At 77.1% G+C, this 12,336-nt stretch carries 10 protein-coding genes; 6 read left to right on the forward strand and 4 right to left on the reverse strand.

The window, feature by feature from the left end; genetic code table 11:
- Positions 1 to 3: 3 nt before the first annotated feature.
- From IE109_RS20700 to IE109_RS20710, 3 genes are all read left to right on the forward strand, one after another.
- Positions 4 to 660: a maltokinase N-terminal cap-like domain-containing protein gene (locus IE109_RS20700; protein WP_189552446.1), complete on the forward strand. Its 657-nt coding sequence runs from the start codon at positions 4 to 6 to the stop codon at positions 658 to 660.
- A 180-nt stretch (positions 661 to 840) separates the two neighbouring features.
- A complete protein-coding gene (locus tag IE109_RS20705) occupies positions 841 to 2,070 on the forward strand; it encodes a lycopene cyclase family protein (RefSeq protein ID WP_189552675.1) in 1,230 nt (409 codons plus the stop codon).
- A gap of 134 nt (positions 2,071 to 2,204) precedes the next feature.
- Positions 2,205 to 3,704, forward strand: a complete 1,500-nt coding sequence (locus tag IE109_RS20710) for an FAD-dependent oxidoreductase (protein WP_229891406.1) — start codon at positions 2,205 to 2,207, stop codon at positions 3,702 to 3,704.
- Positions 3,705 to 3,756: 52 nt separating this feature from the next.
- Here IE109_RS20710 and IE109_RS20715 read toward each other — a convergent pair whose 3' ends face one another.
- Genes IE109_RS20715 through crtI form a run of 3 tightly spaced genes read right to left on the reverse strand, consistent with a single transcriptional unit; the run spans position 3,757 to position 7,228 of the window.
- A complete protein-coding gene (locus IE109_RS20715; RefSeq protein WP_189552449.1) occupies positions 3,757 to 4,782 on the reverse strand; it encodes a Rieske (2Fe-2S) protein in 1,026 nt (341 codons plus the stop codon).
- Positions 4,779 to 5,732, reverse strand: coding sequence for a phytoene/squalene synthase family protein (locus IE109_RS20720; protein WP_189552450.1), 954 nt, complete (start codon positions 5,730 to 5,732; stop codon positions 4,779 to 4,781). Before IE109_RS20720 ends, IE109_RS20715 begins: the two co-directional genes overlap by 4 nt.
- Complete coding sequence (gene crtI, locus IE109_RS20725; protein ID WP_189552451.1) at positions 5,729 to 7,228, reverse strand: phytoene desaturase family protein; 1,500 nt, start codon at positions 7,226 to 7,228, stop codon at positions 5,729 to 5,731. Before crtI ends, IE109_RS20720 begins: the two co-directional genes overlap by 4 nt.
- A 246-nt stretch (positions 7,229 to 7,474) precedes the next feature.
- On the opposite strand from crtI, the gene IE109_RS20730 reads away from it, so the two are divergent.
- Both IE109_RS20730 and IE109_RS20735 read left to right on the forward strand, forming a co-directional pair.
- Positions 7,475 to 9,010 (forward strand): SDR family oxidoreductase, encoded by a 1,536-nt coding sequence (locus IE109_RS20730; protein ID WP_189552452.1) that lies wholly within the window; start codon positions 7,475 to 7,477, stop codon positions 9,008 to 9,010.
- The gene (locus IE109_RS20735) at positions 9,007 to 10,380 is read left to right on the forward strand and encodes a cryptochrome/photolyase family protein (protein ID WP_189552453.1); all 1,374 of its coding nucleotides are present in this window, start codon (positions 9,007 to 9,009) and stop codon (positions 10,378 to 10,380) included. The genes IE109_RS20730 and IE109_RS20735 overlap by 4 nt, the downstream gene beginning before the upstream one ends.
- On the opposite strand, the gene IE109_RS20740 is transcribed toward IE109_RS20735, so the two are convergent.
- Positions 10,355 to 11,551 (reverse strand): MerR family transcriptional regulator, encoded by a 1,197-nt coding sequence (locus tag IE109_RS20740; protein ID WP_189552676.1) that lies wholly within the window; start codon positions 11,549 to 11,551, stop codon positions 10,355 to 10,357. The two genes, IE109_RS20735 and IE109_RS20740, sit on opposite strands and share 26 nt — an antisense overlap.
- 160 nt (positions 11,552 to 11,711) lie before the next feature.
- Between IE109_RS20740 and IE109_RS20745 the strand changes: the two genes are divergently transcribed.
- The gene (locus IE109_RS20745; RefSeq protein WP_189552454.1) at positions 11,712 to 12,302 is read left to right on the forward strand and encodes a sigma-70 family RNA polymerase sigma factor; all 591 of its coding nucleotides are present in this window, start codon (positions 11,712 to 11,714) and stop codon (positions 12,300 to 12,302) included.
- Positions 12,303 to 12,336: the final 34 nt, after the last annotated feature.

Genomic DNA, 12,336 nt, shown 5'->3' on the forward strand with positions numbered 1-12,336 from the left:
GGCATGGCTGTCGTTCACCGGACCACGATGACCCCGGGCAAGCTCGAACTGCTCACGTCCTGGCTGCCCACGCGCCCCTGGTACGTGTCGACGGGCGCCGTGCCGGCCCTGTCCGTGGCGGGCGGCTTCCGGCTCGACGACCCCGAGGGCGAGGTCGGCATGGAGTTCATGGTGGTCACCGACGCGTCCGGCGACCGGCCGGTCACCTACCACGTGCCGCTCGCCTACCGGGGCGCCCCGCTCGACGGGGCCGGGAACGACGACCGGGCCGCGCTCGTCGGCACGTCCGAGCACGGGGTGCTGGGCACGCGCTGGATCTACGACGGCGCGGGCGACCCGGTGCTGGTCGCCCAGCTCCTCGCGCTCCTCCACGGCCGGGCACAGCCGCAGGCGCAGAGCGAGACGGACACGCCCGACCCGTCCGTCACCCGGCACGGCGCCGAGGGCCCCCGGCCGGCGCCGACCGGCCCGGGCACCGTCGCCGAGGGCGGGGACGGCACCGTCGTCACCGTCCCCACGGACTCCGGCCCGGCGGCCCTCACCCTGGTCCGGGTGCTCCGCCCCTCCGCCCCCGACCCCGCGCGGATCTGCGTCACCGCCCCCTGGCGTCTCCCGGACGGCACCGAACACCGCGCCCCCTTCGCCTTCCTGGACGTCTGACGGAGGACTCCGTGCCGCCCCCGGACGGCGCCCGGGACCCAGGCCCGATGGGTGGTCGATCCGTACGATCGGGGCACATCCGCATCCGACCGCGGCCCTCCCGCCGAATGGGAGGGGCAGCCGCAGCAGGAGAAGGAGCCGCCCGTGCCCGGGACACACGACCGACACGACACGCCCCTGGTGATGGACACCGAGGTGGCGGTCGTGGGAGGGGGCGCCGCGGGACTGTCCCTGATCCACCACCTGTGCGCGCCGGGGCCGGGCGGCCGGCCGCGGGCAGGACCCGGACCGGCGCGGGTCGTGCTGGTCGACGCTCCGGCCGGCCCCCTCCGGCCGCCCGAACGCACCTGGTGCTTCTGGGAGGAACCGGGCGGCGACTGGGACGACCTGCTGCTCCGGAGCTGGGACCGGCTGCGGGTGCGCGGCCCGGACGGCGCGGCCTTCACCGGCAGCCCGGGCCCCCTCCGCTACAAGATGCTGCGCTCGGACACCTTCGCCCGGGCGGTCCACGAACGCGTGGGCGCCGGCGCCGTCACCCGCGTGGAAGCCGCCGTCCGGGCCGTCAGTGACCGGCCGGGCGGCGCCGAGGTGCTCGGTGTCACCGCCGACGGCCGTCGTCTCCGTGTGCGCGCCCGCTGGGTCTTCGACTCGCGCCGTCCGCGGCGCCCACCGCCGGCGCGGACCCTGCTCCTCCAGCACTTCCGGGGCTGGTTCCTGCGCACCGAGCGGCCGGCGTTCGACCCCACGACCGTGGAGCTGATGGACTTCCGCGTCCCCCAGCCCCGCCACGGGCTCGCCTTCGGATACGTCCTGCCGCTCGGCACCCACCACGCGCTCGTCGAGTACACCGCGTTCTCGGCGGCCCCGCTCACCACCGCCGGATACGACCGCGCGCTGCGCCACTACGTCGGCGACGTGCTCGGCATCGGGCGCCACGAAGTGACCGGCGACGAGCAGGGCGTGATCCCGATGAGCGACGGGCGCCACCCGCGCCGCGCCGGACACTCGGTCTTCCGTATCGGAGCCGCTGGCGGTGCGACCCGGCCCTCCACCGGCTACACGTTCGCCGGCCTGCAACGCCAGACCCGGGCCGTCGCCGGCGCGCTGCGCGAAGGACGCGTCCCGCTGCCGCCCCCCGCGTACCCGCGCAGGGCCATGGCCATGGACGCCGTGGTGCTGCGCGCGCTCGACACGGGCCGCATCGACGGTCCGGCCTTCTTCACCGCACTGTTCCGCACCGTGCCGACCGAACGCCTGCTGCGCTTCCTCGACGGCGGGACCCACCTGCTCGAAGAGCTCGGCATCGGGCTGCGCACCCCGGTGCTGCCCATGCTGCGTACCGTCGCCGAACTCCCCGTCCTGGCCCGCGGCCACGCGCCGGCCGACCGCCGAGAAGGGAACCGCCCATGACCGCGCCGCACGACGACGCCCCGGGCGCCGCACACCGGCCGCGCCGCGCGCCCGCGCCGCACCCCGCCCCCGCCCCCGCCGCCCCGCGCCGCGCCACCGGAGCGCCCCGGCGGGGCCGGGACCGCAGGGCGCGGATGGTGGCGCCGCTCCCCGGCCTCCCGCGCGTCACCGGCGAACCGCCCCGCGCGGCGGTCGTCGGCGGCGGCATCGCCGGCCTCGCGGCGGCGACCGGGCTCGCCGAACGCGGCGTGCGGGTCACCCTGTACGAACGCGAGCAGCAGCTCGGCGGGCGGCTCGCCGGCCGGCCGGTGACCCTGTCCGACGGTTCCACCGCGACCATGAGCCGCGGCTTCCACGCCTTCTTCCGCCAGTACTACAACCTGCGCGGACTGCTGCGCCGAGCCGATCCCGGGCTCGACCGGCTGCGCGCGCTGCCCGACTACCCGCTGTGGCACAGCGGCGGCCTGCGCGACAGCTTCGCCCGCATCCCGCGCACCCCGCCGTGGAACGCCCTCGCCTTCGCCGCGCTCAGCCCGAGCTTCCGGGCCGCGGACCTGGCCGGCATGGACGCGCGGGCGGCCCTGCCCCTGTTCGACGTACGGGTCCCGGACGTGTACCGGCGGCTCGACGGCTTCAGCGCCCTCGACCTCCTGGAGCGCATCCGGTTCCCCGAGGCGGCCCACCACCTGGCCTTCGAGGTGTTCTCGCGCAGCTTCTTCGTCCACCCGCGCACCCTGTCGGCGGCCGAACTGGCGCTGATGTTCCACATCTACTTCCTGGGCTCCAGCGAGGGCCTGCTCTTCGACGTCCCCGACGAGCCCTTCCCCCAGGCGCTGTGGGAGCCGCTCGGGGACTACCTCGCGGGGCACGGCGTCCAGTTGCTCGAAGGCCGCCCCGTCGACTCGGTGGAGCCCGGGCCGCACGGCGGGTTCACGGTCACGGCGGCGGACCGGACCGACCACCACGACGCCGTGGTCCTCGCGCTCGACACGGCCGGCCTGCGCCGCGTCGTCGCGCGGTCGCCCCGGCTGGGCGACCGGGCCTGGCGCACCCGGATCAGCCGCCTGCGCACGGCACCGCCGTTCCTGGTGTCCCGGTACTGGCTCGACCGCCCGGTCGACCGCCACCGCCCCGGCTTCCTGGCCACCAGCGGGTACGACGGGCTGGACAACGTCAGCGTCCTGGAGCGCTGGGAGGGCGAGGCGGCGCGGTGGGCGTCCCGCACCGGGGGCGGCGTCGTCGAGCTGCACGCCTACGCCACCGCCCCCGGCATCCACCGGCCCGCCGTCCAGGAGGGCATGCTCACCCGGCTGCGTTCCCTGTACCCGGAGATCAGGGACGCCCTGGTCCTGGACGAGCGGCACGAATGGCGGGCCGACTGCCCCCACTTCCCGGTGGGCGGCTACGAGGACCGCCCCACCGTGCGGACGCCCGACCCCGCCGTGATGGTGGCGGGCGACCTGGTGCGGACCGGCCTGCCGGTGGCCCTGATGGAACGGGCCGCCACCAGCGGATTCCTGGCGGCGAACGCGCTGCTGGAGCGGTGGGGCGTGCGCGGGCAGACGCTCTGGACGGTTCCGCCGCGCGGCAGATCGGCCCCGCTGAGGGCGCTGGCCCGGCTGGCCGCCGACTGACCCGCGACCCGCCCGGTCCGCCCCGCCGACCGCGCCTCTCGACCCGTCCCGCTCAGCCCGGGAACCGCCCCTTCGAGCGCAGCTCCCACCGCCTCTCCGCGTACGCGAGGTCGTCGCGCCACAGCCGGCCCGCCGCCACCCTCATCAGCGGCCGCACCAGGGGCGCGGCGGCCCGCGCCACGGCGAACCCCGGCCGGTCGGAGGCCGCGACCACCGCTTCCACCACGGCGGTCCTCGGCCGGCCCAGCGCGTCGGGGCCCAGCGGCGTGGCGTGCGTCTCGACGACGGAGCCGCGCCCCTCGCCCTCCTCGATCTCCATCACGACGGTCCGCGGTCCCGGCGCCGTGAACCGCGCCCGGACCGGCACCACCACCCGGCCCGCCACCCGGAACGAGACGTCGACCCGGAAGCAGTCCTCCGCCCCGCCGGCGTCCAGCACGGTCAGGTCGACGAACGAGTACGGGTGGAACCACGCGCCGTGCCACGGGTCGAGCCGGTTCGCGACGACGTCCTCCGGTTCGCACCGCCCCACACCCGACCAGACCGCCGCGACCGCCCGGCCGGGGTCCGGACGGACCGGCACCGAGGGCCGGTCCGCCGGCTCCTCGCCACCGCACCGGTCCAGCCGCACCCACACCAGCACCCCGTCGTCGTACGCCGGGAAGGGCTCCCACCCGGCGAACGGGCCGCCGTCCAGGGCCAGCCCGTGCCAGTGGCACACCAGCGTCCCGCACCGCACCCGGCTCCGGGCCAGCGGCGCCCCGAGGTGCGGACAGGCGCCCGGCCCCGCGTGCACCCCGCCGTCCGCGCCGCGCCAGGCCACCACCTCCTCCCCGGCCACCGTCGATCCCCGGGGCCGGTCCACCGGCAGGTCCCGGGCCGCGCACAGCACGTACCAGTTGCCGGACGGGCGTGCCACGGCCCGCTTCAGCGCGTCCGCGATGAGCCCGGGGCGCGCCTCGCGCCAGGTGGGACGCTGCCGCTCCCAGGCCACGGGCGTCTTCCGCAGCGCCAGGGGAAACCGGCCCGTGCCCGGCCTTCGCGGCCTCCGTGCCGCCCGCGGCTCCTTCGGGCTCATACCGCCTCCCTGCGCATCGCCGCGCCCAACCGGGCGGCCGTCACCCCCGCCACCCCCGCGGCGGCCACCACCGCCCGCCGGCGCCGGGGAACCGCCGAGCGCCGGTGGACCGAGGACCAGCCGTCCCGCCGTACCGCGTCCAGGATCTCGCCGTACAGCACGTACGCCGAGCGGATGCACGGCCGGGCCACCGGGTCGAGCATGGCCAGCCCCGGCGCCGCCTCCCGGTACACGTCACGGGTGAGCGCCGCGGCGGCCGCCAGCGCCGAGACGATCCGCCGGTCGCGGCGTCCGGTGCGCCGGCTCCACAACAGCAGGTCCCGGTGCGCGCCGTGCGCCGCGAGGAGGTCGGCCGGCAGGTAGACCCGGCCCCGGTCGAGGTCCTCGCCGACGTCCCGCACGAAGTTGGTCAGCTGGAACGCCACCCCCAGCGCGGCGGCGTGCGGCGCCGCCTCCTCGCGGGGCACGACGGTGCCGAGCACCGGCAGCATCTGGAGCCCGATGACGGCCGCCGACCCGTGCATGTAGGCGCGCAGGTCGTCGTACGTCGCGTACCCGGTCACCTCCAGGTCCGCGCGCATGGACACCAGGAAGTCCCGGAAGAGCGACGGCTCGATGGCGTACGCGGCGGCCGTGTGCGCGAGCGCCCGCACCACCGGCTCCCGCACCGGAACCCCGGCCAGCGCCGCGTCCAGCCGCTCCTCCAGCGCCCGCAGGGCGGCGGCCCGTTCGGCGGGGCCGGCCGTGTCGCCCAGGTCGTCGACGATGTCGTCGGCCCGCCGCGCGAAGCCGTACAGCGCGTGCACGGCCGGGCGGCGCGCGGCCGGCAGCAACCGGGTGGCCAGGAAGTACGTCCTGCCGTGCCGCGCGTTCAGCTGCCGCGACCGGGCGTAGGCGATCCGCAGCGCCGGGTCGGTGATCCCCGCGGCGTCCAGCTCACGCACCGTCATCCGGCCCTCCCCGACGGCCGCACCCCGGTGATCCGGGCGGCGGCGAGCTTGCCCGACAGCAGTACGGTGGGCACCCCCACGCCCGGCGTCGTGCCGCACCCGGCGAGGACCGCGTTGCCGGTGCCCCGCACGAGGTTGCGCGGCCGGAACGGGCCGGTCTGCGCGAAGGTGTGCGCGGCGGAGAACGGCGTGCCCGCCGCGTGGCCCCAGCCGGTCCAGTCGGCCGGGGTGACCAGCAGCTCCTCCTCCACGGAACCGGCGAGGCCGGACAGCCCCCGCCGCTCCAGCTCGGTGAGGAGTGCCGTGCGGTAGCGGGGTCCCAGGTCGCGCCACTCGCGGGCACCCGGCCCGATGTCGGTGTTGGGGCAGGGCGCGAGCACGTAGTGCAGGTGCCGGCCCGGCGGCGCCAGCGACGGGTCGGTGGCCGTGGGACGGGTGATGAGCAGGGACGGGTCCGACATCAGTCGCCCCTCACGGGTGATCTCCCCGAACGTCCGGGCCCAGGCCGACCCGAACGACAGGGTGTGGTGCCCCAGTTCCGGCCAGGCGCGGTCGGTCCCCAGGTGCAGCACCACCGCCGACGGGGAGTGACGCAGCCGCACCGGCCGGCGCGGGCGGCGCCCCAGCAGCCGGTACGCCACGGGGAGATCAGCCGTGAGGACCACCGCGTCGCACGGCACCCGGCCCCGGTCGGTGACCACGGCGGTGACCCGGTCGCCGGAACGCTCCAGGCGGGCGGCCGTCTCGCCGTACCGGAACACCCCGCCCGCCCCGGCCGCCGCGTCCGCCAGCGCGCGGGGCAGGGCGTGCATGCCGCCCCGGGGGAAGTACACCCCGGCCACCGTGTCCATGTAGGCGATCACGGCGTACGCGGCCAGCGCCCGCGCCGGCGGCACGCCCGCGTACAACGCCTGGAAGGAGAACACCCGGCGCAGCCGCTCGTCCGACAGGAACCGGCCGATCCGGCCCTCCAGCCGCCCGAAGCCGCCCAGTGCCGCGAGCCGCGCCAGATCCGGGCCGAACAGCTGGAGCGGCGAGTCGAAGTTGACGTCGATGAACCGGCGCATCTGCGCCCGGTACAGCCGCTCCAGCCACTCCCTCAGCCGCCGGTAGCCCAGCGCCTCCCGGCTCCCGGCGAACCGTTCCACCTCCGCCTCCATGGCGTCCGCGCCGGTGTGCACGTCCAGCGCGGCACCGTCGGCGAACCGCGCCCGGTAGGCCGGGTGCAGCGGCACCAGGTCGAGCCGGTCGGCCATGCGGACACCTACGGCGGCGAACGCCTCCTCCACCAGGTCCGGCATCGTCAGCACGGTCGGACCGGTGTCCATGCGGTAGCCGCCCCGCGTCTCCAGCCCCGCCCGTCCGCCCGGCACCGCGCAGCGCTCCACCACCGTGACCCGGCGCCCCGCGCCGAGCAGGTGCAGGGCAGCCGCCAGCCCCGCCAGCCCCGCACCGACGACCACCACGTGGTCCGTACGTCCCGGCACGGTCCTCATCCGGCATCCCCTCACGCGTCGACGGCACCGTCCTCAGCTCTTCGCCACCGGCACGCCCCTCGGATGCACCCGGCGCACCACCGGTGGCACGGCTGTCGCGCGACGCGGCCCCGCGACAGCCGTACCCGCAGTGGATCACCGCCCGCCGCCCCGCGCCTTCCGGGCGCATCCGGACGGGCCCGCCGGGCGGAAGGGACGGGCAGGGGGGAACGTGGACGTGACAGCACCATCCGCCGAGGAGCCCCCATGACCCACCCGAACGGCACGGGCCTGTGCCTGGTCACCGGCGCCACCGGTTACATCGGCGGGCGGCTCGTCCCCGAGCTGCTGGCCGCCGGTCACCGCGTCCGCTGCCTGGCGCGCTCACCGGGCAAACTCCGCGACCACCCCTGGGTGGGCCAGGTCGAGGTCGCGCGGGGCGACGTCACCGACGAGGAGTCGGTGCGGGCCGTGATGAGCGGTGTGGACGTCGCGTACTACCTCGTCCACGCCCTCGGCGGCGGACGCGGCTTCGAGGAGACCGACCGCACCACGGCGCGGATCTTCGGCCGCTGCGCCCGGGAGGCGGGCGTACGGCGCATCGTGTACCTCGGCGGCCTCACCCCGGACGGCGTACCGGCGAGGGAGCTCTCCCCGCACCTGCGCTCGCGCGCCGAGGTCGGCGGAATCCTGCTGGACTCCGGCGTGCCCACCGCCGCGCTGCGCGCCGCCGTCGTCCTCGGGTCCGGCTCCGCCTCCTTCGAGATGCTCCGCTACCTCACCGAGCGGCTGCCGGTCATGGTCACGCCCAGCTGGGTCCGCACCCGCATCCAGCCCATCGCCGTGCGGGACGTGCTGCGCTACCTCGTCGGCAGCGCCGGCCTGCCCCCCGACGTGAACCGCACGTTCGACATCGGCGGCCCCGACGTCCTGACCTACCGCGACCTCATGCGCCGGTACGCGACCGTCGCCGGACTGCCCCGGCGGGTCATCCTGCCGGTGCCGGTCCTCACCCCGAGCCTGTCGAGCCACTGGGTCGGTCTGGTCACCCCCGTACCGCCCGCCATCGCGCGACCGCTCGCCGAGTCACTGCGGTACGAGGTGGTGTGCCGCGAACACGACATCGCCGACCACGTCCCCGATCCGCCCGGCCACCCCATCGGCTGCGACGAGGCGCTCGCCCTCGCCCTGCGGCGGGTCCGCGAGGCCCAGGTCACCACCCGGTGGTCGTCCGCTTCCGTGCCCGGCGCGCCGAGCGACCCGCTGCCGACCGACCCCGACTGGGCGGGCGGCAGCCTCTACACCGACCGGCGCGAACGGACCGTCGGCGCCTCGCCCGAGGCCCTGTGGCGGGTCATCGAGGGCATCGGCGGCGAGAATGGCTGGTACTCCTTCCCCCTGGCCTGGGCGGTGCGCGGCTGGCTGGACCGGCTCGTCGGCGGCGTCGGACTGCGGCGGGGCCGCCGCGACGCCCAGCACCTCAGAGTGGGCGACTCCCTGGACTTCTGGCGCGTCGAGGAGATCCAGCAGGGCAGGCTGCTGCGGCTGCGCGCCGAGATGCGGCTGCCCGGCCTGGCCTGGCTGGAGATGTACGCCGAGGAGGACGGCGAGGGCCGCAGCCGCTACCGCCAGCGCGCCCTGTTCCATCCCCGCGGCCTGCTGGGCCACGCCTACTGGTGGAGCGTGTCCCCGTTCCACGCCATGGTCTTCGGGGGCATGGCCCGCAACATCACCCGCGCGGCGGAGGGCGAGGAGCGGGCCCGTCCCCGCTCCGGACGGCGGCGTACCGGAGCGGCGACATGAGCGTCTCCGTCGTGCTGTTCACCGGTGACCTCCGACTGCACGACCACCCGCCGCTGCGGGCCGCGCTCGGCGGCGGCCGGCAGGTGGTGCCGCTGTTCGTCCGGGACGGCGCCATCGAGGCGGCCGGCTTCGCGGTGTCCAACCGGCGGGCGTTCCTCGCCGACTGCCTGCGGGACCTCGACGAGGGCCTGCGCCGGCGCGGCGGGCGGCTGGTCGTCCGCTCCGGCGACGTGGTGCGGGAGACCTGCGCGGTCGCCGCACAGGCCGGCGCGGACGAGGTCCACATGTCCGGCGAGCACACCCGGCACGCCCGCCGCCGGGAGGACCGCCTGCGCGCGGCGCTGGAGGCGGACGGCCGGCGCCTGTACGTCCACGACGGCGTGGTGACGGCGGTGGAACCCGGCACGCTCACCCCGGCCGGGTCGGACCACTTCGCGGTGTTCACCCCGTACTACCGGCGCTGGACGGGCCACCGGCTGCGCGAACCCCTCACCGCCCCGCGCCGGGTGCCGGTGCCCGGCACGGTGACCTCCGAGCCGCTGCCCGCCCGCGCGGACGTGGACGGCACCTCCCCGGCGCTGGCGCCGGGCGGCGAGACGGAAGGACGCCGGCGCCTGGCCGCGTGGCTGCGCGACGGCGTGGACGCCTACGAGGGGCGTCAGGACGACCTGGCCGGTGACGCCACCTCACGCCTCTCACCGCACCTGCACTTCGGCACCGTCTCGGCGACCGAGGCCGTCCACCGGGCCCGGTGCCACGGCGGCCCCGGCGCCGAGGCGTTCGTACGGCAGCTGTGCTGGCGCGACTTCCACCGCCAGGTGCTGGCCGCCCGTCCGGCCGCCGCCGTGCGGGACTACCGCACCAGGCACGACCACTGGCGCACCGAGAGGACCGCCGCCGCCGACATCGAGGCGTGGCGGCGCGGCCTGACGGGTTACCCGGTCGTGGACGCCGCCATGCGGCAGCTCGCCCACGAGGGCTGGATGCACAACCGGGGCCGACTGCTGACGGCGAGCTTCCTCGCCAAGACGCTCTACGTCGACTGGCGCGTCGGCGCCCGGCACTTCCTGGACCTGCTGGTCGACGGCGACATCGCCAACAACCAGCTCAACTGGCAGTGGGTGGCCGGAACCGGCACCGACTCGCGCCCCAACCGGGTGCTCAACCCGGTCGTCCAGGGCCGGCGCTACGACCCCGACGGCGCCTACGTGCGCCGGTGGGTGCCCGAACTCGCCGGCGTGGAGGGCCCGGCCGTCCACGAGCCCTGGAAGCTGCCGCACACGCGCCGCGCCCGCCACGACTACCCGGATCCGGTCGTGGACCTCGCCGAGGCCCTCGCCCGGTTCAGGCGGGCCCGGGAGCGGGACTGAGCCCGCGCGTCCCGGCCTGCCCCGGCCCCCCGTCGGGTCCCGGTGTCCCGGCGGGTCCGCGCGCGGGTGCGTGCCCCGGCGCCCCGGCCGGTGCGTGCGCCTGTGCCGGCCCGTGCGGTCCGGCCAGGGCGGACAGCGCCTCCCGCAGCGACAGCGGCCGGAGCACCCCGGCCGGCCGCGGCCCCGCCCATCCCGGACCCGCGGTGAGCACCGCCGGGGCGTTCCTGGCGCCCCGCACACCCCAGCCCGTGGCGGCCAGGTCCCGCGCGAGCGGCACGTTGGCCGTCGAGCGCGACTGCGACCACAGCACCACCGCGGCCGGCCCGGTCCGCCGCACCGCCGCGCCCAGGGCCTCGACCGGCACCGCCGCCCCCAGCATCCGGTACGGCACCCCGGCGCCACCCAGCCCGGCGGCGAGCGCCTCCAGGGCGAGGCAGTGCTGCTCGTCCGGTACGCAGGCGAGCAGCACGGGCCCGGGCGGCGCGGCGACCCCGGGGCGGGGAGCGGGGAGCGGCGTCACCCGGCGGAGCGCCGTCGACACGTGCCACGACAGGAGGTGCTCCACCTCCACGTACCGGTCGCCGGACGTCTCCCACGTCCGGCCCACCGCGTGCAGCACCGGGACCATCACCCTCTCCCAGGCGACGACGGGCCCGTGCCGGGCCAGGACGGCCTCCAGCAGGTCGTCCAGGGCCGGGGAGTCCAGCCGGACCGCCGCCCGCGCGAGCCCCCGGCACTCCCGGCGCGCCTCCTCCGCCGTCGGCCCTCCGTTCGCGTTCGGTCGCGCGCGGGGCGGGGCCGGCGGCCGGGGCAGCACCACGCCGTCGGTGCCGGCCGCACCGGGAGGGCCGTTCCGGGCGGGAGCGGGCCCGCCGCCGACGCCGGGCCCGTCGACGACACCGTGGACACCGTGCGCGCCGTTGCCGCCGGGCCCGACGTCCCCGCCGTCCGCGTCGCCGTACCGTTCCCGCGCGGCACGGGCCGACTCTGCGGGCGGGAGCCCCGCGGCGGTCAGCCGGCACATCTCCCTCAGCACCGCGAGGTCGGCCCGCCGCCACCGGCGGTGGCCGCCGGTCCGCCGGTCCGCCGGCCCTATGCCGTACCGCCGGTCCCAGGAGCGCAGCGTCACCGGGGAGACGCCCAGCAGGCGCGCCACGGCTCCGGTGGTCATACCGGGCTCCGGGGAATCGTTCACGCATCGATTATCCGATGCACAAGCGTTGCGAGTTGCCCGGGTGATCTTGCTCTCCGCACGGTGGCCTCAGCGCGGTACCCCGGGCGCCGGAGGCGGAACGACCCGGGCTCCGCACCGGTGCCGAGGAGCAGCCACCATGACGGAGAAGACCGTTGTCACCGCCACTGTCACCGCCACGCGGCCGGGGCCGCCGGACGAGGACGTCGCCGAGCGGCTCGTCCGGGGCGAGGAGGAGGCGGTCACGGCCGCGTACGCCCGGTGGGGCGCCCTCGTCCACGGGCTCGCCCTGCGCGCGCTCGGCGACGCCGCCGAAGCCGAGGACGTCACCCAGCAGGTGTTCTTCGCCGCCTGGCGGGGCCGTGCCGGCTACCGGCCAGACCGCGGCCCGCTGTCCGCCTGGCTCGTCGGCATCACCCGCCGCAAGATCGCCGACGCGCTGGCCGCCCGCACCCGACGGGCCGACCTCGCCGCCCGCGCGGAACGCGCGCGGCACACGGCCCCCGCCGCGCCCCGGCCCGAGGACGTCCTGGACCGGGTGCGCGTGGGTGAGGAGATGGCGCTCCTGCCGGAAGCCCAGCGCGTCGTCCTGCGCCTGGCCTTCTTCGACGACCTGAGCCAGGCGCAGATCGCCCGTCGCACCGGGCTGCCGCTGGGCACGGTCAAGAGCCACGCCCGCCGTGGACTTCACCGGCTGCGCCGACGCCTCGCACCGCCCGGCGCGTCCTGAACCGGGCCGCCGTGCCCGGATGCCCGGCCCCGGG

The sequence above is a fragment of the Streptomyces lavendofoliae genome, from assembly GCF_014649735.1.
Classification (GTDB): Bacteria; Actinomycetota; Actinomycetes; order Streptomycetales; family Streptomycetaceae; genus Streptomyces; species Streptomyces lavendofoliae.

What these genes read in the sequence shown, in the direction of transcription:
- IE109_RS20700 (WP_189552446.1), top strand. Translation starts at nt 4, where the DNA reads ATGGCTGTCGTTCACCGGACCACGATGACCCCGGGCAAGCTCGAACTG.
- IE109_RS20745 (WP_189552454.1), top strand. Translation starts at nt 11,712, where the DNA reads ATGACGGAGAAGACCGTTGTCACCGCCACTGTCACCGCCACGCGGCCG.
- crtI (WP_189552451.1), bottom strand. Translation starts at nt 7,228, where the DNA reads ATGAGGACCGTGCCGGGACGTACGGACCACGTGGTGGTCGTCGGTGCG.
- IE109_RS20715 (WP_189552449.1), bottom strand. Translation starts at nt 4,782, where the DNA reads ATGAGCCCGAAGGAGCCGCGGGCGGCACGGAGGCCGCGAAGGCCGGGC.
- IE109_RS20720 (WP_189552450.1), bottom strand. Translation starts at nt 5,732, where the DNA reads ATGACGGTGCGTGAGCTGGACGCCGCGGGGATCACCGACCCGGCGCTG.
- IE109_RS20710 (WP_229891406.1), top strand. Translation starts at nt 2,205, where the DNA reads ATGGTGGCGCCGCTCCCCGGCCTCCCGCGCGTCACCGGCGAACCGCCC.
- IE109_RS20735 (WP_189552453.1), top strand. Translation starts at nt 9,007, where the DNA reads ATGAGCGTCTCCGTCGTGCTGTTCACCGGTGACCTCCGACTGCACGAC.
- IE109_RS20730 (WP_189552452.1), top strand. Translation starts at nt 7,475, where the DNA reads ATGACCCACCCGAACGGCACGGGCCTGTGCCTGGTCACCGGCGCCACC.
- IE109_RS20740 (WP_189552676.1), bottom strand. Translation starts at nt 11,551, where the DNA reads ATGACCACCGGAGCCGTGGCGCGCCTGCTGGGCGTCTCCCCGGTGACG.